Genomic DNA, 20,964 nt, shown 5'->3' on the forward strand with positions numbered 1-20,964 from the left:
ACGCTGGCACCGGACGCGTGTCCTATGTGGCAGGTGCCAGTAAGGATTCAGACTTGTTTTTGTCGATGCTGAAGCTACTAAAACGGCAGTATCGACGAGCAAAAAGCATCACGCTGATCGTTGATAACTACATCATCCACAAGAGCAAGAAAACACAGCGATGGTTGGCAAAGAACCCCAAGTTCGTACTGCTGTTCCAGCCGGTGTACTCGCCTTGGGTTAACAAAATCGAGCATCTCTGGCATGCGTTGCATGAAACCATCACGCGTAATCATCGATGCAAGCATATGTGGCAACTGATCCGGCGGGTGAAGTACTTCATGAACAACGCCTCACCATTCCCGGGTGGTGGTCATGGATTGCAGAAACTGGAGCACAATTAGGATCAGTTATTTAGAAGTTCTCGGCTGGCATCATCAACAGCAGATTGCGACATAGCCTATTTTTAACTCCAAAAACGATCGCTCAAGCCTCAATAAAAATCGCTAATAATCAATCACTATCGCATCTCGCTGTCAATATAGTTCTGGTGAACGGTTACCTCGCTACCACGTAAAGATATCACTAAGATTTTTCACATAAATAAATTTTCGTCTACGCTTGAGTCCAGTAATTCAGGGGGGTGAGCAGGTTCAAACTGCTCAGCCACAATCAAAGCAAGGATCGCACGAAAGAACTGATGGAACGGCTGAAGTGTAGTGAAACTACGCCGATACCTCAGGGGCTCGTTGAGATCCAAGACTAATACGCCGAGATTGAAGTGCAGCAGCCGGGCATTCCCAAGTTGCCGCCCTGAGTAGTTTTCTCCAACACGTCTGCCGTGGCAGTAAAATGCCATCTCTCCGCCCCGCCCCCCCACTCTCCTTTCGGGTAAAGAGGGCGGATCGATCATGCAAACTCGGAAAAATGGGTTCAGCTCAGCCGTGCTGGCACTACTGCTGTTTGGCTGTGGCGGCGATGGTGACACAGCTTTTGAGCAAGAGCCTCCTCCTGTGATAGGAAGCCTTGAAAACTGGCCAGTGGCGACTCAAGGCCAAGGGGCCGTCAAGGAAGATCTGGTGCTCTCTGCCGATGGGCATCTCAGTGTCGGTCATCTGGCCAATCCCGGCCCAGTTTTTGTTGCAAACACCCAGCAAGGTCACTTCGGTCGCTTAACCGTGCAACCAAATGGCCAATGGCATTACACCTTAGATCAGAACCGTCATGTCGATGCCCTGTCCGAAGGTGAAGTTGCCACCGATGAATTTGACGTGGAACTAACCTTAAGCTGGAGGGCCCTTATCACTATCACGATCACCGGCACTGACGATCCACCTGAAATAAGCCAAGGTCATGGGAACGTTACCGAAGAGTTCGCATTGAATGCCCAAGGCCAACTCAATGCCAGCGATGTAGATAATCCGGATCTGACCTTTGTCGCCGACACCATCAATGGTCACTACGGTCAATTGGTGCTGGCAGAGGATGGCCTTTGGCAATATACCCTGACTCAGGGCAATCCCGTTGACGCCCTAGCCGAGGGCGAAGTGGTGACGGAGCCCTTGACCGTCGCTTTGACCGACAACAGCACAACCCAAGTCACCATCACCATCACAGGCACAGATGATCTCCCCATGATCAGCCAAGGCCGTGGCCAGGTCATCGAAGATGTGGTGCTATCTAGCCAAGGTCAGCTGAGCGCGCTTGATGCCGATAACCCAAGCCTCGCCTTTATCGCTGGCAGTATTACGGGTCGCTACGGTCAACTGATACTGGCCGAAGATGGCCTTTGGCAATACACCCTGACGCAGGGCCCCCATATCGACGCCCTTGCAGGGGGCGAGGTGGTGACGGATACTCTGACGGTCGCTTTGTCCGACGACAGCACAACTCAAGTCATCATCACCCTCACCGGCACCGACGATCTTCCACTGCTCAGCCAAGGCCGCGGTCAGGTAGTCGAAGATGAAGTGCTCACCAGCGGTGGGCAACTGGATGCCATGGACGTCGATAACCCCAATCTGGCCTTCATCGCAGACACGCTTTTGGGTCGTTATGGCCAACTGTCGGTGGCAGCGGATGGCGGATGGCAATACACCCTGACGCAGGGCCCTCATATCGATGCCTTGGCCGAGGGCGAAGTGGTGACAGACCCGTTAACGGTCGCACTGACCGACAGCAGCACAACCCTAGTCACCATCACCCTCACCGGCACGGACGACCTCCCAGAGATCAGCCTAGGCAGCGGTCAGGTAGTCGAAGATGAAGTGCTCACCAGTCAAGGGGTACTGAGTGCCTTCGATGCCGACAATCCAGATCTGGCCTTCATCGCGAACACCCTGGCGGGCCGATATGGCCAATTTACGTTGGAAGAGGATGGCCGCTGGGAATACACCCTGATACAAAGTGAGGAGGTCAATGCACTCTCTCACGAAGAAACGATCATTGACACTCTGAGTGTCGCTTTGACCGATGCATCGACCACCGAGGTGAGGATCACCGTCTCCGGCAGTGACGAGGTCTTCCTCAATCCCCACCCCCTCTCCGCAGAAGAGAAAGCTGCTGCACGCTTTTTGCAGCGGGCGACCTTTGGCCCCAAACCGGGGGATATCGAAAGCCTGGCGCAAATGGGTATCGATGCATGGTTTGAGCAACAGGCGGCAACGCCAAGAAGCCTGCATCTGCCCATCGTCGAGCAATTTTATATTGATTTCAGTGAACATTCTCAACAACTGCGCGCCGACATATGGTGGCAACATGCTCTGTACGAAAACGATCAACTGCGCCAGCGCATGGCCTTTGCACTGAGTCAGATCCTGGTGGTGTCTCGATACGATGCCCGGCTTCGTCACCAATCCAAGGGATTGGCCAATTACTACGACCTGCTCTCCAAGCACGCACTGGGCAACTACCGGGAACTGCTTGAGGAGGTCACGCTCAGTCCGGTGATGGGAGCATACCTGTCAATGATGGGGAATCAAAAAGCGGATCCCGAGCGCAACCGCTACCCAGACGAAAACTACGCCCGTGAGGTAATGCAGTTGTTCAGCATCGGGCTGCACCAACTTAACGACGATGGCACGGCGAAGTTGGGCAGTGATGGCGAATTGCTCCCCAGCTACACCCAAACCGACATTGAAGAGTTGGCCCGAGTATTCACCGGCTGGCAAGCAGATGGCGCTATGTGCAATGACTGCGCAGGGTATCTCGTGCCGATGAGGATATCGGAAACCCGCCATGATGATGATAAAAAGGTGGTGATGGGGACACCCTTTGTCGCCGGGCAAGGGGCCCAAGCCGATCTCAACCAAGCCATGGACCTGCTATTTAACCACCCCAATACCCCGCCCTTTGTGAGTCACCAATTGATCCAGCGCCTGACCCACTCCAATCCCAGCACAGAGTATGTTCGACGTGTTGCGGATGTCTTTCGCGACAACGGCCAAGGCGTCCGAGGCGATCTGTTTGCCGTCGCCAAAGCGGTCCTCACCGACTCAGAGATCTTGGGTGAGGCTCCCGATACTCCCCTCAAGGTACGGGAACCTCTGTTAATGATCACAGGGGTGGCAAGAGCGTTGGAAATGCAGATCGTTGGGGAGCGGATGGAGGATTACTTTGCCAGTTTCAGTGGTTACGGGCAGGCGCCACTGGCCGCCCCTTCCGTCTTTAACTTTTACAGCCCGGATTACAGCCAAGGCGACATCGAACAATTAGGGATGGTGGCGCCAGAGCTTCAGATCCTCAACTGGAACAGTTACATCCGCCTGAATGACCGATTTTGGAGCATGCTGCAGGATCACGACAACCCCGTATCGGGCGATCTAACCTTCGATATCGCATCCTTACTTGAGCTAGAAGACAGCGACGCACTGATAGGCTGGGTCGACCGCCACCTGTTTTGGGGCCGAATGAGTCAGGAGTTGGGTAACCTGCTCGATCAGCACCTCGCGGGCATGATCAACGAAAGCGGCGAGCAGCGCGTGAAAGATACGCTTTATCTGGCGCTCTCCGCCACCGAATACCTCTATCAGGAGTAACGGCCATGAACCGCAGAACATTGATCAAATTGTTGATGGCTGGAGCCGGGACGGCAATGGCACCGGCTTGGGTGCGCCCCGCCATGGCCAGCGGCGGCGGCTACAAGGCGCTGGTCGGGATAATGCTGTTTGGTGGCAATGACTCGTTCAATATGGTGCTATCCGGCAACGCCGACGCTCACACCGATTACCAGAACGCACGTTCCAACTTAGCGCTCCCCAGCGCAGAACTGTTGAGTACCGGTCTATCGGACCAAAACGGTGATGCCCTACAACTGCACCCGCAGATGCCGGAGCTGGCCAATCTGATGGCCCAGGGTAACACGGCCGTGATCTGCAACTGTGGTACCCTTATCGAGCCTATCACTCGCGAGGCGATCCTCGCCGGGCAAGCCCGCCTTCCTGAGTTTTTGTTTTCGCACAACAGCCAGCAGATCGCGGTGGAAAGTGGTGTCGCGTCAACCAAAAACAGCTTGGGCTGGGGCGGGCGCCTGATGGATATGCTTAGTGCTAATGCGGGCAGCGGTTTCAATGCCATCACCCCCTTGTTTTCACTGGTCGGCAATCGCAAGTGGGCGCGTTCGGCCATGGGGAATAATGTGATCAGCGCAGGCAGCATTCCCAGCCTAGACGCCCTGCATCACTCACCATTGGCCGAGGGCTACCAGAGTCTGCTATCACTGCCGCTTCAATCCGCTTTTGAGCAGGAGCTGAGCTCAATCCAGCGCAATGCCCGCACAACCAGCGACACCCTCGAAGAACTGCTCACCATCTACCCTTCAGAGGGTAACTACCCGGACAACAACGGCTTGGCCTCGCAACTGAAAACCGTGGAGTCGATCATTCGCTCCAACGCCCTACTGGGGCACGGCCGTCAGCTGTTTTTGGTCGGAATGGGTGGGTTCGACAATCATGATGATCTGCTAGCGCGCCACGCGCCTTTGATGCAAACCCTCAGCCAAGCCCTAGCCGCCTTCCAAAATTCGCTCACCAGTCTCGGACTCGACCAACAGGTCACCACCTTTACTATGTCCGACTTTGGACGCCGACTACTGAGCAATGGGGATGGCACCGATCACGGTTGGGGAGGCAATCAATTGGTCATGGGGGGCGCGGTCAAAGGCGGTGCCTACGGACTGTGGCCGACCTTGGCACTGGAGGGACCGGATAGCATCTATAACGGCCGCATGATCCCAACCACCTCTGTCGATCAAGTGGCTGCAACGCTCAGTCAATGGATGGGCGCATCGACCGACCAGCTCAATCAACTGTTTCCCGAGCTATACCGGTTCAATTCTCCGACCTTGGACTTTATGGCTTAGCTGGCACTTGACTACAAACACGTAATCATTCCCCCGAGGATCACTGCTCGGCGTGAAGAGCAGGGGCAGCCAGGAGTCGCCCCAGGCTGCTCATGATGATTCATCCAGTGCTCAAAGAATAGCTCGGAGGTGTCTTTACGACTGGGGGAAGTCCACAAAGAATAACTCGGTGCCTATACTGCAGGGGGCAATTCAGACAGTTGCTCAGAGCACGGCTCTTGAGTGAGTTCATAAGAGACGGTGTTGCTCAAGCCGTCGATGGCCTTGCGCATGTCTGTGACGCCACAAACCAGAGTGACCGTAAGTTGGCTGGAAACCGGAAACATGAACTCATCCTCATATTATCGTAGAGGATGAGCTTATCTCTGTGGTACTCGATTGTTAGCTGCGGTTGCCGTGAGCTTACTCCCAATTCGCTATCGCTTGTACGGCGAATGCCACTTCCTATAACCCACACACATAGCCCCATAACCGGATCACAAAATTGTCGCAATCGAGGGGTTGCAAAGCCGATCTCACTGGTTTAGCGTAAATAGCAACTTAACGAACACAAGACTTCTGGCACTGACACGACGCCGCTGGGAGTCGACTTAAACAACAGACATTTAGGACTACCATGACTTTTCGCACCGGCGCTACCCACCATCATCACCATCACATGAAACGGTAGCCCAAGCGCGTTCTGCTGGTGGCTGCCGTTACGGCGCCGCTGGTGGTTGAAGTCCTGAGACAAGACAAAACCCCTGGCCCAGCGCCGGGGGTTTTTCGTTTTAAACATTAAAGGATTTAGTGATCATGACAACTCAGAGACTTAGAATCGCAATGCAAAAATCCGGTCGTCTGTCGACCGAGACTCAGGCCCTGCTCAAGGCCTGCGGCATGAAGATCAACCTGCGCGAGCAGCGCCTGATCAGCCACGTGGAAAATATGCCCATCGATATCCTGCGGGTTCGTGATGATGATATTCCGGGGCTGGTGATGGACGGCGTGGTCGATCTGGGCTTTGTCGGCGAGAACGTGTTGGTGGAAACCCAGCTGGAGCGTGAGTCGAAAGGCCAGGACGCCAACTTCTCTACCCTACGCCGCATGGACTTTGGCGGCTGCCGCCTCTCCCTGGCGGTGCCGGACGAAATGGAATACGCCGCCGCCGATTCGCTCGAAGGCATGCGTCTGGCCACCTCCTACCCCTACCTGCTTGAACGCTACATGAAAGAGAAAGGCGTCAACATCTCCAGCTGCATGCTCAAAGGGTCGGTTGAAGTGGCCCCCCGTGCCGGACTGGCCGACGCCATCTGCGATCTGGTCAGCACCGGCGCCACCCTGGAAGCCAATGGCCTGAAAGAGGTGGAGGTGATCTTCAAATCCAAAGCCACCCTCATTCAAGGCACCCGCGAGCTGGCACCAGAGCAACAGCAGTTGATCGACAAACTGATGGTGCGCATCAACGGCGTCATTCAGGCCAAAGAGTCTAAGTACATCATGCTGCACGCGCCCAAAGATAAGGTCGAGGAAGTGATCGCCCTGTTACCTGGTGCCGAACGCCCCACCATCTTGCCGCTGGCCGACGACAACAGCCGTGTCGCGCTGCACTCCGTCAGCACCGAAACCCTGTTCTGGGACACTATGGAAGAGCTTAAAGCCCAAGGGGCCAGCTCCATTTTGGTATTGCCAATCGAGAAGATGCTGGGATAACACCGATGGAAAGATTGAACTGGTCAAAACTGGATGACGCCGGCCGCGAAGCGGCGCTGCGACGCTCCGACATCGTAACCGATGCCAAGCTGTCCGACACCGTTGCTGAGATCCTGGCGCAGGTAAAACAAGGAGGCGATCAGGCACTGATCGCCCTGACCGAGAAATTCGACGGCGCCATGCCAGCCAACTGGCAGCTGGGCCGCGACGCCATGGCCGAAGCCGAGGCGCGTGTGGCGCCTGAGCTGAAGCAGGCGATCGACGATGCCATCGCCAACATCCGCCGCTTCCACACCGCCCAACAGCCCCAAGTGTTGCGCCAGAACGTGGCGCCGGGCGTGGTCTGTGAGCTGCGATCGGAAGCGATTGAAAAGGTCGGTTTGTATGTCCCCGGCGGCAGTGCGCCCTTGATCAGTACCGTGCTGATGCTGGCCCTTCCGGCGGAGATCGCCGGTTGCCCGGTGAAGGTGATGGTTACCCCACCGCCGGTCAACGACGCCATTCTGTACGCGGCGGATCGCTGCGGCGTCGACACCATCTTTACCTTAGGTGGCGCACAGGCGGTCGCGGCGCTGGCCTACGGCACCGAAACCGTTCCTAAGGTGGATAAGATCTTCGGCCCGGGCAACCGCTTCGTTACCGAAGCCAAGACCCAGGTGAGTCAGCAAAACACCGCCATTGATATGCCTGCAGGCCCGTCCGAAGTGCTGGTCATCGCCGATGGCAGTGCCAACCCGGTGTTCGTTGCCGCCGATCTGCTCTCGCAAGCCGAGCACGGCGAAGACTCTCAGGTGATATTGGTGACTGACTCCGAGGCCTTGGCGACGGAAGTGGAGGCGGAGGTGAACAACCAGCTGACCACCCTGCCCCGCGCCGAGATCGCCCGGGTGGCCCTGTCGCAAAGCCGCACCCTGATCGCCAAGAACATGGTTGAGGCCTGCGAGATCAGCAACGCCTACGCGCCAGAGCACTTGATCGTCCAAACCAGCTCTGAAGGCAATGAGCCACGCAACCTGCTGCCTCAGTTGCGTGCGGCGGGCTCCATCTTCCTCGGAGAGTGGACCCCGGAATCGGTGGGCGACTACGCCAGCGGCACCAACCACGTGCTGCCCACCTACGGTGCGGCGCGCACCGTATCCAGCCTGTCACTGGCCGACTTCCAGCGCCGCTTTACCGTGCAAGAGCTGTCCCGTGGCGGCTTGAATGGCCTGGGTCAGACGGTGATCACCCTGGCCGAAGCGGAAGGGTTGCAAGCCCACGCCAATGCCGTCGCGCTGCGCCTCGCGGCCCAATAAGGAGCAAGAATATGGATAATCAAGCTCAAGCCGTTGCGAAGCGACTGGTACGCCCAGAGATCGCGGCACTGGTGCCCTACGCCTCGGCCCGCCGTGAAGTGCAAGGGGGAGAGGTGTGGCTCAACGCCAACGAATCCCCTTGGAACAATGCCAATGTGGTCGGCGTCAACCGCTACCCGGATTGCCAACCTGAGTCCGTGCGCAGCGCCTACGCCACCTATTCGCAGCTGCCTTCCGAGCAGGTGCTGATCACCCGCGGAGCGGACGAAGGCATCGATCTGCTGTTTCGTGCCTTCTGCCGTCCCGGTGTCGACAGCGTCGCGACCTGCGGACCAAGCTACGGCATGTACGCCATCAGCGCCGCCACCAACGCCGTCGCCTGTCGCACGCTGGAGTGGGCCGAGGGTTATCAGCTGCCATCCGACTTCGCCGAGCAGGTGAGCGACTGTAAGCTGGTGTTTGTCTGTAACCCCAACAACCCCAGCGGCACCGTTATCGCCAAAGAGCGCTTGATTGAACTGGCGGCGCAGCTGCCGGACAGCCTGTTGGTGGTGGACGAAGCCTACATCGAGTTCTGCCCCGAACTGTCCATGGCCGACGCGATCGCCCAGTGCCCGAACCTGGTAGTGCTGCGTACTCTGTCCAAGGCGTTCGCCCTGGCGGGCGCCCGCTGCGGCTTTACCCTGGCCAACAACGCCATCATTCAGGTGCTGGAGAAAGTGATAGCACCCTATCCGGTGCCGGAGCCGGTGGCCCAATTGGCCGCCGAGGCGCTAAGCCCGGAGGGCCTCAAGCGCATGCACACGCAAGTGGCGCAGCTTAATGCTCGGCGTAATTCGCTGGCGCTGCGTTTGTCCTGCTTGCCCGGGGTGGAAAGCGTGATCCCCTCACAGGCCAACTTCATCCTGTTCAAAGTCAGCCTGGCCCGTGCCTGCTATGACGCGCTGGTTGAGCAAGGGCTGCTCATTCGCGCCTACAGCAACCCGGCGCTGGCAAACTGGTTGCGGATCAGCATCGGCGCCGACAGTGAGATCGCCCGGGTGGAATCCGCCCTGAAGGCGATCACCAAAGAGTTGACCAGCAAGGCCAACAACAAAATTGAAAAGGACACCGCCCGCATCAAAGCCGGTGCCGCTGCTAAGGAGACACAGCTGTGAAACAACCCATCCTCTTTATCGACCGTGACGGTACCCTGGTGCAAGAGCCGCCGGTAGACAAGCAGCTGGATCGCCTCGACAAGCTGGTGTTTGAGCCGCAGGTCATTCCGGTGCTGCTTGAGCTGCAAGCCGCTGGCTACCGCCTGGTGATGGTGTCCAATCAGGACGGTTTGGGCACCGACAGCTTCCCGCAAGCGGATTTCGATGCGCCCCACGACATGATGATGGCGATCTTCCAGAGCCAGGGCGTGGTGTTTGACGATGTGCTGATCTGCCCGCACTTCGACGAGGACAACTGCAGCTGCCGCAAGCCGAAACTCGGCCTGGTACAAGAGTATCTGGTCGCCGGCAAAGTCGACTTCGAGCGCTCCTTTGTGATTGGTGATCGACAGACCGATATGGGTCTGGCCGCGGCCATGGGCATTCGTGGCCTGCAGTACAACCCCGAGACCCTGGGCTGGCCTGCCATTGCCAAGCAGCTGACCGGTGCCAACCGCACCGCGAGCGTGCGCCGCACCACCCGCGAAACCGACATCAATGTGACCGTCGACTTGGACAGCAAAGGCCCGGTGAAGATCGACACCGGCATCGGCTTTTTCGACCACATGCTCGACCAAATTGCCACCCACGGCGGCTTCGCCATGGAGCTGACCATGACCGGCGATCTGGAGATCGACGATCACCACAGCGTCGAGGACGCCGCTCTGGCACTGGGTCAGGCACTGCGCGAAGCGATTGGCGACAAGCGCGGCATTGGCCGGTTTGGTTTTTCCCTGCCGATGGACGAAACCGAAGCGCACTGCCTGCTGGATCTTTCCGGCCGCGCCTATCTGCAGTTTGACGCCCAGTTCGAGCGCGACAGCGTCGGCGGCATGGCCACCGAGATGGTGCCGCACTTCTTCCGCAGCTTTGCCGATGGCCTGGCCTGCACCCTGAATCTCAAGGTGGCCGGCGACAACGAGCACCACAAAGTCGAAGCGCTGTTTAAAGCCTTGGGCCGGACCCTGCGCCAGGCCGTTAAGAAGGAAGGCAATGATCTGCCCTCCTCCAAAGGCGTGCTATAAGCCGTAAGGAATAGAAAAAGATGACCGTGATTATCGATACCGGCTGCGCCAACCTCTCCTCCGTGCGCTTTGCGTTGGAACGTTTAGGGGCAACACCGCAGATCAGTCGTGACCCGCAAACCATCCTCAGTGCCGATCGGGTGATCCTGCCCGGCGTGGGCTCCGCTCAGGCAGCCATGGTACAACTGCGCGAACGGGGCTTGCTCGAGGTGCTGCCCAAGATAGAGCAGCCGCTGCTGGGCATTTGCTTGGGCATGCAGCTGCTGGGCGAAGCCTCGCAAGAGGGCACTGTCGCTCAAAAGAGCATGCCACTCCCCGGCCTGCTGCCCTTCACCACGGAAAAACTGCGTGTTGGCGATCAGCCGCTGCCCCACATGGGCTGGAACACCCTGGAGCCGACCGATCACCCGCTGTTCGCCGGCATCAATAAAGGCGATTACGTCTACTTCGTGCACAGCTACGGCGTGGCCGAGACCGAGCTGACCCTCGCCGCCAGTGAATACGGCCAGCGCTTTTCCGCCTCCGTCGGCCGCGGCAACATCATGGGGGTGCAGTTCCACCCCGAACGCTCAGGCGCCGTGGGCGCACGCATTTTGAAGAATTTCTTGGAGATCCCGGCATGATCATTCCGGCTATTGATCTGATCGACGGCAAAGTCGTCCGTCTGGAAAAAGGCGACTTTAACGCCGTCACCCAATTTGATTACTCGCCGCTGGCCCAGCTCAAAGCGTATCAGGATGCAGGCAGTGAGCTGCTGCACCTGGTGGATCTGGACGGGGCGAAAAACCCGCAGAACCGCCAGCTCGACACCATCCAAAACCTGGTGGCCAACCTCAGTGCGCCCATTCAGGTCGGTGGCGGCGTGCGCTCGGAAGCCGACGTTCAGGCCCTGCTGGAGATCGGCGTCGCCAAAGTGGTGATCGGCTCCCTCTCCGTCAGCCAGCCAGAGCTGGTGGCCAGCTGGATGCAAAAGTACGGCGCCTCGAAGATCACCATCGCGCTGGACGTCCGGCTGGATGAAGCCGGCGAGCCGGAAGTGCTCACCCACGGCTGGCAGAAAGGCTCTGGCAAGCAGCTCAGCGAGGTGATCGCGCCCCTGCTGGAAGCGGGCCTGACCGACGTGCTGTGCACCGATGTCGACCGTGACGGCATGCTGACCGGCCCCAACGTCGAGCTCTATCAGCGGTTGATCGCCACCTACCCCGCCGTGCGTTGGCAGGCTTCCGGCGGCATCGCCGAGCTCAGCGATTTGAGCGAGCTGAAAGCCATCAACATCGGCGGCATCATCATCGGCAAAGCCCTGCTGGCCGGACGCTTTAACATTGAGGAGGCGCTGGCATGCTGGCAAAACGGATAATTCCCTGCCTCGACGTCAAAGACGGCCAGGTAGTCAAAGGCGTGCAGTTTCGCAATCACGAGATCGTCGGTGAAATTGTCGATCTCGCCGCTCGCTACGCCCTTGAGGGCGCCGACGAGTTGGTGTTCTACGACATCACCGCCAGCGCCGATGGCCGCACCGTCGACAAGAGCTGGGTCGCCCGTGTGGCTGAGCAGCTGGATATCCCCTTCTGCGTCGCCGGTGGCATTAAGACCATCGAGGATGCGCAAAAGATCCTGGCCGACGGCGCCGATAAAATTTCGGTCAATAGCCCGGCGCTGTCGGATCCCGACTTGATCAACCGCCTCAACGACCGCTTCGGTCGTCAGTGCGTGGTGGTGGGCGTCGACTCCTGGTTTGATGCAGACACTGGCCGCTACAAGGTAAAGCAGTTCACCGGCTCAGAAGCCGCCACCCGCGACACCGCCTGGGACACGCTGGATTGGTGTCAGGAAGTGATCAAACGCGGCGCCGGTGAGATCGTGCTCAACGTGATGAACCAGGATGGCGTCCGTCAGGGCTACGACATCAAACAGCTCAGCGCCGTGCGCGACGTCTGCTCGGTGCCACTGATCGCCTCCGGCGGTGCCGGTGCCATGACCCACTTCGCCGACGTGTTCAAACAGGCCCGTGTTGACGGCGCCCTCGCGGCCTCCGTATTTCACAAGGGGATCATCCCCATCCCCGAACTCAAACAATACCTATTACAACAAGACGTGGTGGTACGCCCATGAGCACCGAAACACAAACAATCGCAGTGCCGAAAATCGACTGGCAGAAGATGGACAACCTGGTGCCTGCCGTGGTGCAAAACCACCTCACTGGTCGCGTGCTGATGCTTGGCTATATGAATGACGATGCCCTCGCCAATACGGTGGAAACCGGCAAAGTCACCTTCTACAGCCGCTCCAAGAACCGCCTGTGGACCAAAGGCGAAGAATCCGGCAACGTGCTGGAACTGGTAACACTGGGCACCGACTGCGATAACGACGCCATCTTGGTGCAGGCCCGTCCGGTCGGCCCAACCTGCCACTTAGGCAGCGAGAGTTGCTTCGATGACAGCGCCAACCAGCCATTTTTGAACAAGCTGGCAGCCGTGGTCAGTGAGCGCCGCGATGCCCCTGCCGACTCCAGCTACACCGCGTCCCTGCTGAAAGGCAATCCACGCCGGGTGGCCCAGAAAGTAGGCGAGGAAGGGGTCGAGGTTGCCCTGGCCGCCGCCACCAACGATCGCGAGAATCTGATCGACGAAACCGCCGATCTGCTCTATCACCTCACCGTCTTGCTAGAACAGCAAAACCTGCCGATGGAGGCGGTGATCGGTAAGCTGGCAGAGCGGCATAAGTAAACGCTTCCCAAAACCCCTAAAAGTGCCAACACGGCTGTCGGCACTTTTAGGAAATTAGCTTTACGCACAAACCACCTGTTAGGCGTAGGCCTGCATTAGCTCGCGTAGCGAGCGCAATCCACAATAAGGTGACGCATTGGTATACGATCGGTCCTTTTTTGGAAATCGCTTGGCAGATTACGTGCAAAAAGCCGCGCTAATGCTTCCCTACCCAGACCATCATGCCCACAAACGGGCCGCAGCGAGTACACCACATCAGCTGTACCGCGTCGGGCGGTATAAGCTTGTGCAGCGAACGTAATCCGCCATTTACGATGCGAATAAAACGTCATCCCTAAAAGGCAGCAACGATGGCAGGTTACGCGCAAAAAACCGCGCTAACCGGCCTTACTCTCTCTAAAGCCGCATTTCATCATGGCAGTTTTTACCCCATAACAACCACTGGTGCCTTAAATGGTTCTGGCCCCTCAAACCTAGCTAGCTGACGATGATATAGGGCCTGTGCTCGATTCTAAAGTAAGCGACGACCATACAATATCTATCAACTGGGCAACCCGCTGGTGTTTTGTCAATCCTATTCATCGTACTAACGGACGCCATTCACTGTTAAAGCATCCAATGTAAAATGTGAGTACTGGTTCGTAAGCTACTTCGAAAAGAAATCATTGATTACCTCCTGGATCTCATCTTCCTCCGGTTTGCCACCGAGAGGCACTTCATAAAGCGGATCCGCCACCATAAATGCCAGACCCGCCGTCATGGCAATGATCTGCATCAGGATCAGTCGCTCCGATGTGTCTGAGCGCCAGCCTTCAGCACGAGCCTTGGCCACTAAGGCTTGCTGAAGCTGAGCGTAGTCCTTGAGCTTCTCCTTAAGCTGCTCATTAGCGTGGCGCATCACATCTCGGTTGCGCAGCAGCAGGTGGTGGGCCGGATTGGCTTTGGCCCATCCCACATAGCCTTGCGCCAGCGCTTTGAGCTTCCCTAGGGCAGACAATTCGGTGGATCCAGCATGGGACAAAGCAGCTTGCAGCAGAGCGTCTACCCCTTCAGCGGCGATCGCCAACAGCAGATCCCCCTTGGATCTGAAGTGGCGCGTCGGTGCCGCGTGGCTTACGCCTAGATCCCTCGCGATGGAGCGTAAGCTGACGGACTCCACACCGCCTTCTGATATCAGTTCAATGGCGCGTGCGATCAGAGCCTGGTGTAGATTGCCATGGTGGTAGTCGGCGGATCTGGTCATTCTTTCCCCTTAATGTTGACGCTGTCAACTTACGGCGCTAATGTTGACAGCGTCAACATACGGCCGGTTATTTAGAAAAGCAAGCGACATCCACTTTGTGTCTGCACAGACAGCAAGTCAAAGGGGGGGGGCTAACAAGAGCGGCGCGGTCGCAAATGTGCCCTCCGCATTGTTGGTGAGAGCCAGGCGTTGCTGACGAGCTCATCCTGCGTTGATCCGTCGCCCATCGACTGGTTCAACCCCAGACTCGTCCCTGGCTTATGAGAGAAAGCGTGCGAGAGAGGTTTTAGTGAACGAAACGAAACCAAAAGCGAGCTCATCTTCTGGTTCGCTTGTCGAGGTTTGATAAACGCCGGTCACCCCTACATTTATGGAATTGAGAAACGGATTATGCTCAGGATCTTTACGATAACAGCGATTGCCATTGCCCTTGTCGGCTGTGGTCAACCTGCAACCGAATCCATGGACAACGCCGATGTCCGTCCTATCGCTTGGTTTCATCCCGGTGCCGTCAGTGCTGAGGTGCAACGCGCCTTTACCGGTCTGAGTCGCAACGCCAGCCAGGCCACCTTGAGCTTTGAGTTGTCCGGTCAGGTGGCCCAAATATTCGTTGAAGTGGGCGATACGGTTAAAGAGGGCCAACTTCTCGCCCAACTTGAAGATACCGACGTCCGACTGGATCTGACCCAGCGCGTCAGCGAGCAGAACGAAGCCAAGGCACTGCTGGCGGAGGCGCGCCAGGCACACGATCGTCTTGCTACGCTGCGAGAAAAGAACGTGGTTGGCCAGGCAGATCTGGATCAGGCCGTGGCGCGTTTGGACTCGGCACGCAGCCGCCTTGAGGTGGCCAATAGCCGCGTCTCTCAGGCCCACAAGCGGCTGGGAGATACCCAGTTGAAGGCGCCCTATGCCGGGATCATCGCTCAGCGTCATATCGAAAATGCCCAGCAAGTCGGTGCCTTATCGCCGGTGCTGGACATTCATGGCCTGGATGGCCAGATGGAGATCAAGGTTAAGATCCCCGAGTCCATTGTCGGGCGTCTGGAGATCGGCTCACGTCATCCGGTGCGGATCGATGGACTTGGCGTGGCCCACCCTGCGGCGGTATTGTCGGAGATCAGCGGCCAATCCGACGCCTCCAACAGCTTTACTGCCACCTTACGCTTTGCTCATGATGGCGCCTACATCCGCGATGGTCTGACCGCGGTGGCCGAGTTGAGCTACCCCAGCGGCGCAGCGCCGGGGCAGCAGGGCTGGTTGCTGGTCAATGGCAGCTATGTGGTGTCCGGCGACAACCAGGTGACCGCCTATCGCTATCAGGCCGACAGTCAAACCGTTCACGCCATGACGCTCGATGTGGTGTCGCTGCGTAATGAAGGTGTCGTGGTACAGGGGCCGATAGGCAGTGACGATATCCTGGCCAGCAAAGGGGTCGCGTTTCTAACCTCCGATCAACCGGTCAGCCTGCTTGAGCACGATGTGAAGAGGTTCAACCCATGAGCAGTATCTCTACTCTGGCTTACCGTCAGCGACCGGTGATCTTTACCGTGCTGGCGATCCTGATGCTGGCCGGACTGAACAACTTCTTTACCCTGCCGGCGCAGGAGGATCCCAGCATCACCATTAAGGAAGCCTTGGTGACCACTGCCTATCCCGGCCTCTCTGCGGAGAAGATGGAGCTGCTGATCACCAAGCCACTGGAGCTGGCGATCCGCGAAATACCGGAGATCTACAAGATCCGTTCGACCAGCCGCCCGGGTGTATCCATCATCAAGGCTAAGATCCACGACCATATCAACGACGATGCGCGTCTGGAGCAGATCTGGGACAACATGCGGCAGAAGCTGGCTCAAGCGCGCCATCAACTGCCGGAAGGCACTGCGCCACCGATAGTTAATGACGACTTTGGCGACGTGGCCGTGGTCACCGCCGCGCTCACCGGGGCCGATTTCAGCGCCGGAGAAAAACGCTTCTACGCCGAGCACATCCGCGATCAGCTCTACCGGATCCCAGGCACCAATAAGGTGGAGTTGCACGGCGTGCAGGATGAGCGGATCTTTATCGAGCCGGACATCCGTCGGATCAGCGAACTGGGCTTTACCAGCAGTGAGTTGATACAGATCCTGCGCAGCCAGAACGTGTTGCGCCCCGGCGGGGAGTTGATCATCAGCGAAGGGTCGAATCTGATTGAATTGAGCGGTTTGTTTACCGAGCTGGCCGACATTGAGCAGATGCGGATCCCCACCCAAGATGGCCTCGGCAGCTTGCGTCTTGGCGATCTGGCACAACTTCGTCGTGCCGCCCCTGAGCCTTCGCAGCCGCTGGCCTTCTTCAATGGCGAACCTGCCGTGATCCTGTCGGTGTCGATGCAGGACCATTTCCGGGTTCTGGATTACGGCCCACAGGTGAAGGCCCTGCTGGCTGAGATCGAGACAAGCCTCCCCATCGGTCTGTCGCTGAACATCGTGACCTATCAGGCCGATCAGGTGGAGAACGCCGTGTACGGGGTGACGATCAGCGTGCTGCAGACCCTGCTGATCGTGCTGGCGGTGGTGATCCTGTTCCTCGGCGTGCGCACCGGCACCATTGTCGGCTTTATCATACCCAGCGTTATGCTGATCACCCTGTCACTGATGGGCATCTTCGGTGTCTCACTGGAACGTATGAGCCTAGCTACTATGGTGATTTCACTGGGCCTACTGGTGGACAACGGGGTGGTGATGGCCGAGGACTTCAAGCGTCGGCTGGAGGACGGCCTTAGCCGCGATGAGGCGCTGGAGGTGTGTGGCCGAGAGCTGGCACTGCCGCTGCTCTCCTCGACCCTGACCACCATTTTGGTGTTCATCCCGTTGATGCTGGCTGCCCACGATGCTGGCGATTACACCCGCTCCATCTCCATGGTGATCCTGCTGTCGCTGTCCACCTCCTGGGTGCTGTCAATGACGGTAACGCCCGTGCTGTGTTATCGCTTTATGCACCTGCCTAAAGGGGACGGCAAGCCGGGTAAGGCTTCCTATTTTGAGTCGATTGAACGGGCTTACGGCCACGTCTTGGGCTGGGTGATGGGCCACCGTCGCTGGTTCTTAGCGGCTGTCGTCGTCAGCTTTGTGCTGGCCGTTGTGGCGATGCAGTCGGTGCCGCAGAAGTTCTTCCCGGACAGTGATCGACCGCAGGTACTGATCACGCTCGAGTTGCCTTCCGGCACCACCATTAGTCAAACCTCAGACCAGCTTAATGCGCTCTTCCCGATCCTGTCGGATAAGCAGCGCTTTGACTACATCGACAGCTACGCCGCCTACGCCGGTTACGGCGGTCCGCGTTTCGTCCTGGTATTGGCCCCAACCGATCCGGCCAGCAATATTGCCTTTCTGGTGGCCAACCTCGATGACATCAGCACGATGCCTCGGGCGGTGAAGGAGCTGCGGCAGATGTTCCGCAGCGAGTTCCCTCAACTGAACGCTCGTGTTCGGGGCATGTTCTTCGGTCCGTCCGATCCCAATGTGCTGCATGTGCAGGTAAAAGGGCCGGATGAGCAGGTGGTGTACCAATATGGCCAGCAACTGGCTGCCGAGCTGAAAGCGATCCCTGGGATGATCGACGTTTGGCAAAACTGGGAAACCCCAATCGGCAAACTCTACATCGATGTGGATCAAGACAAGGCTCGTCGTGCCGGAGTGTCTAGCCAGCAGGTAGCGGACGCTCTCTCGACTTATTACTCGGGCCGCGTGGTGTCCCAGCTGTATGAAGGCAGTGACATTATCCCCATCACCGTGCGCGGACAACGGGCACAACGTGAAAGCGTGGAAGGCCTGTACTCGCTGAATATTAATGTTGATGGTTACCAGTCGGTGCCGTTGATGCAGATCGCCGAGGTACGGTTGCAATCCACGCAAGGGGCTATTCAGCGCCAGGATCTGAGCCGAGCGCTCACGGTAGAGGGACGTCCGTTGCTCAACACGCCGGAGGATCTGGTGCCACAGGTGGGCGCGATCCTCGATGAGATCAATCGCCAGTTGCCACCGGGTCACTGGGCGGAATTCGACGGGATCATCACTGACTCTAAAGAGGGTCAGGCGGCGCTGAAAAAGAATTTCCCGCTGGCGCTGGGCTTGATCGTGGTTTTGCTGATCGCCCAGTTTAACGGCTTTAAGCGTCCGCTCATCGTGCTTGCCAGTATCCCTCTGCTGGTGATCGGTGCGGCGATGGGCCTGCGTCTACTTAACGGCAGTTTTGGCTTTATGGTGCTTTTGGGGCTGTTCGCGCTAGCCGGGATCATCATCAATAATGCGCTGGTGCTTGTGGATCGCATCGACATCGAGCGTCGGGATAACGACGATCTGATCGGCGCAATCGTACACGCTTCCAAGCGCCGCTTGCGCCCCATCATCATGACCACGGTTACCACGGTGCTGGGTCTGTCGCCACTGATCCTGTCGAACGATCCCATGTTTCATGACATGGCCGTGGTGATCGCTTTTGGCCTGCTCGTGGGCACGGTGTTCACCCTGGGGGTGACGCCGGTGCTCTATAGCCTGCTGTTCAAAGGGTCAGAGTCTGAGGGAGCCCCCCGAATTTGAGTGAGCCATGCTTTGCTGTAGCCCCGTGCTTTCGCTCGGGGTTACTGCATGGCATCTATCCACAGTTGGAACTTGAAACATCCGCCACCTCGTGGACGACTCCAAGCCCTCCAGTCCAGACTCGGTATACCAAATGATCCAGCGATTAATCGAAGACCGTACTGCAGCCAAAAGCCTTGAGACCGAGGTGACTGGAAGGCCTTCGGCCAACAGTTTTATGTCAGTCAATCGTCTTGCTTCATCCTTGTCCTTGGTTTTATGCAGCTTTTTGGTTATCCGGCGTCGCTCAGAACGGTCAGGCAGTATTAGCATCATGGGGCTTGGCTTCCTTGTCGAACTTTTCTTTTTGGCGATTGATCAGATCGCACTTTGGAAGCCGAGTTCCCTCCATATCTGTGAATTCAGTAATCGACCTTTCGGAACAGTTCTTTAGGGCTAAGGCACGGCTCAGGGACAGAAGGCACCAAGTGCCGAGTAAACCGGAAAGAGCCGACTGAAATGTCGGCTATTTTAACCGGAAAAAGCCGACTGAGATGTCGGCTATTTTAATGGCTTCTTTCGCCCTTGCTCTACCAAAAGACTGGGGAGTCAAAACACGGTTGCGTCGGCAAACAGGCTCTGGATGAAGTCACCGCCATCGTTGTGAGCTACGATAGAGCCTAATGCAGCGTCAAGCGGTACTGGCCATCAGTGCGCAGGTAGATCACCGTTTCTTCGGGGCTGCTTAGCTGGTGAATAAAACGACCTTTCGACCCTGCATAGCTGCCGGGCAGCAATCCGATAGATCCTTCTTGCTCGGCGGATCGGTAATGCACTTGCCCGGAGATCACCACAGCACGAAACTCTTCCGCATCCACACTCAATTGACCGTCAAAACCGGCCGGCAGCTTCAACAGCGCTCCGCCAGTTTCTCCTATCTGGTGACTGCCCCATAGCAATGCCAGCTCAGCCCCTTCGGCATCGACAAAACTGAGCGCCTCTGCGCCCAGCCAAACTCGGTTGCTGGCGTGCAGATTAATAGGCCGTTCACCATTATCAAACTGCTCATCAGACGGCTTGACCAGATAGGGTCCGCTGTCGATCTCCAGGTAGATAAGATTGGTGTCGCCATTGGCGGCAGTGATGTGATCTTGCCCTATTGGCTGCGTCCAGAACGAGCCGCTGGGCAGCCACATCGGCGGTGCAGCAGCATCCGCATTGTGCATCAAACCATCGATCACCACCCCGCGGTAGGTGATATTGTGAATGTGCGGCGGCGAGGAAAACCCTTTATTGAATCGCACCAGCATGCCGGTCGCACCATCAACAGTGCGATCGCCCCACAGATCGGCGGCACCGGGGCTAAGTTCGCCACGCAGTGGATTGAGATAACCCCACTCGATGGCGTCAGCGGCAACCACGTGAGATTGTGGCGCTTCCCCTGCCCACAGGGGGGAGCTCAGTAAGCTGCCGAGAAGAATAGATAAAGGGATGTTTCGGGACACAGGCTAACTCCAACAAGACGCATACTATGATGGCGCTAACCATAGCCATCCTGCTGCATGCGAGCCAGACTGTAGAGATGGAAACAGTTTCAACGCATTTTATATAATTCGCTGGAGTTGGTATCGCTCATTGATTCGGCGTTTTGCTGAAGGCAGGAACTCAGTCCAAGTGCGAGAGCCGACAGAGTGCTCGCGGAAGGAAAGCGGACGCTAAGCCCCTTAATGAATGCCAACGATCCCTCTCAAATCAGAAAAAATCGTCTAAATAACTGATCCTAATTGTGCTCCACTATCTGCAATCCATGACCACCACCCGGGAATGGTGAGGCGTTGTTCATGAAGTACTTCACCCGCCGGATCAGTTGCCACATGTGCTTGCATCGATGAT

The 20,964-nt window shown here is 57.5% G+C and carries 16 protein-coding genes and 1 pseudogene; 13 read left to right on the forward strand and 4 right to left on the reverse strand.

The features are described 5' to 3' along the window. The 3 genes from ABEA08_RS10310 to ABEA08_RS10320 all read left to right on the forward strand — a co-directional run. Positions 1-383: IS630 family transposase (locus ABEA08_RS10310; protein WP_345335211.1), on the forward strand; the 383-nt coding region annotated here is incomplete at its 5' end. A gap of 507 nt (positions 384-890) precedes the next feature. Beyond that, on the forward strand, positions 891-4,016 hold the full coding sequence (locus tag ABEA08_RS10315; RefSeq protein WP_345335212.1) for a DUF1800 family protein: 3,126 nt from the start codon (positions 891-893) through the stop codon (positions 4,014-4,016). 5 nt (positions 4,017-4,021) lie between these two features. Next, positions 4,022-5,338 (forward strand): DUF1501 domain-containing protein, encoded by a 1,317-nt coding sequence (locus tag ABEA08_RS10320; RefSeq protein ID WP_345335213.1) that lies wholly within the window; start codon positions 4,022-4,024, stop codon positions 5,336-5,338. Positions 5,339-5,511: 173 nt separating this feature from the next. On the opposite strand, the gene tnpB is transcribed toward ABEA08_RS10320, so the two are convergent. Beyond that, complete coding sequence (gene tnpB, locus ABEA08_RS22040; RefSeq protein ID WP_425557355.1) at positions 5,512-5,664, reverse strand: IS66 family insertion sequence element accessory protein TnpB; 153 nt, start codon at positions 5,662-5,664, stop codon at positions 5,512-5,514. 469 nt (positions 5,665-6,133) lie between these two features. On the opposite strand from tnpB, the gene hisG reads away from it, so the two are divergent. Genes hisG through hisIE form a run of 8 tightly spaced genes read left to right on the forward strand, consistent with a single transcriptional unit; the run spans position 6,134 to position 13,272 of the window. Continuing rightward, on the forward strand, positions 6,134-7,030 hold the full coding sequence (gene hisG / locus ABEA08_RS10325) for an ATP phosphoribosyltransferase (protein WP_425557356.1): 897 nt from the start codon (positions 6,134-6,136) through the stop codon (positions 7,028-7,030). A gap of 5 nt (positions 7,031-7,035) precedes the next feature. After that, the gene (hisD, locus tag ABEA08_RS10330) at positions 7,036-8,325 is read left to right on the forward strand and encodes a histidinol dehydrogenase (protein ID WP_345335214.1); all 1,290 of its coding nucleotides are present in this window, start codon (positions 7,036-7,038) and stop codon (positions 8,323-8,325) included. Between the two features lie 11 nt (positions 8,326-8,336). Continuing rightward, positions 8,337-9,482, forward strand: coding sequence for a histidinol-phosphate transaminase (gene hisC, locus ABEA08_RS10335; protein ID WP_345335215.1), 1,146 nt, complete (start codon positions 8,337-8,339; stop codon positions 9,480-9,482). Continuing rightward, positions 9,479-10,546 (forward strand): bifunctional histidinol-phosphatase/imidazoleglycerol-phosphate dehydratase HisB, encoded by a 1,068-nt coding sequence (gene hisB, locus ABEA08_RS10340; protein ID WP_345335216.1) that lies wholly within the window; start codon positions 9,479-9,481, stop codon positions 10,544-10,546. Before hisC ends, hisB begins: the two co-directional genes overlap by 4 nt. A 20-nt stretch (positions 10,547-10,566) precedes the next feature. Continuing rightward, entirely contained in the window at positions 10,567-11,169 is a 603-nt protein-coding gene (hisH, locus tag ABEA08_RS10345; RefSeq protein WP_345335217.1) for an imidazole glycerol phosphate synthase subunit HisH, read from the forward strand. Beyond that, positions 11,166-11,903, forward strand: a complete 738-nt coding sequence (gene hisA / locus ABEA08_RS10350) for a 1-(5-phosphoribosyl)-5-[(5-phosphoribosylamino)methylideneamino]imidazole-4-carboxamide isomerase (protein WP_345335218.1) — start codon at positions 11,166-11,168, stop codon at positions 11,901-11,903. Before hisH ends, hisA begins: the two co-directional genes overlap by 4 nt. Then, entirely contained in the window at positions 11,885-12,658 is a 774-nt protein-coding gene (gene hisF, locus ABEA08_RS10355) for an imidazole glycerol phosphate synthase subunit HisF (RefSeq protein ID WP_345335219.1), read from the forward strand. Before hisA ends, hisF begins: the two co-directional genes overlap by 19 nt. Continuing rightward, positions 12,655-13,272: a bifunctional phosphoribosyl-AMP cyclohydrolase/phosphoribosyl-ATP diphosphatase HisIE gene (gene hisIE, locus ABEA08_RS10360; RefSeq protein WP_345335220.1), complete on the forward strand. Its 618-nt coding sequence runs from the start codon at positions 12,655-12,657 to the stop codon at positions 13,270-13,272. Before hisF ends, hisIE begins: the two co-directional genes overlap by 4 nt. 646 nt (positions 13,273-13,918) lie before the next feature. On the opposite strand, the gene ABEA08_RS10365 is transcribed toward hisIE, so the two are convergent. After that, positions 13,919-14,515 carry a TetR/AcrR family transcriptional regulator gene (locus ABEA08_RS10365; protein ID WP_345335221.1) on the reverse strand — a complete coding sequence of 199 codons (597 nt, stop codon included), beginning with the start codon at positions 14,513-14,515 and terminating at the stop codon, positions 13,919-13,921. Between the two features lie 390 nt (positions 14,516-14,905). Here ABEA08_RS10365 and ABEA08_RS10370 point away from each other — a divergent pair, with 390 nt between their 5' ends. After that, positions 14,906-16,015: an efflux RND transporter periplasmic adaptor subunit gene (locus ABEA08_RS10370; RefSeq protein WP_345335222.1), complete on the forward strand. Its 1,110-nt coding sequence runs from the start codon at positions 14,906-14,908 to the stop codon at positions 16,013-16,015. Continuing rightward, complete coding sequence (locus ABEA08_RS10375) at positions 16,012-19,092, forward strand: efflux RND transporter permease subunit (protein ID WP_345335223.1); 3,081 nt, start codon at positions 16,012-16,014, stop codon at positions 19,090-19,092. Before ABEA08_RS10370 ends, ABEA08_RS10375 begins: the two co-directional genes overlap by 4 nt. Positions 19,093-19,158: 66 nt before the next feature. On the opposite strand, the pseudogene ABEA08_RS10380 reads toward ABEA08_RS10375, so the two are convergent. Together ABEA08_RS10380 and ABEA08_RS10385 are read right to left on the reverse strand one after the other, a co-directional pair. Continuing rightward, positions 19,159-19,407 (reverse strand): annotated as a pseudogene (locus ABEA08_RS10380) (helix-turn-helix domain-containing protein); the annotation flags it as partial. A 344-nt stretch (positions 19,408-19,751) separates the two neighbouring features. Then, the gene (locus tag ABEA08_RS10385) at positions 19,752-20,576 is read right to left on the reverse strand and encodes a DUF4437 domain-containing protein (protein WP_345335224.1); all 825 of its coding nucleotides are present in this window, start codon (positions 20,574-20,576) and stop codon (positions 19,752-19,754) included. Between the last annotated feature and the right edge of the window lie 388 nt (positions 20,577-20,964).

It is taken from the genome of Ferrimonas pelagia, assembly GCF_039543565.1.
GTDB lineage: Bacteria > Pseudomonadota > Gammaproteobacteria > Enterobacterales > Shewanellaceae > Ferrimonas > Ferrimonas pelagia.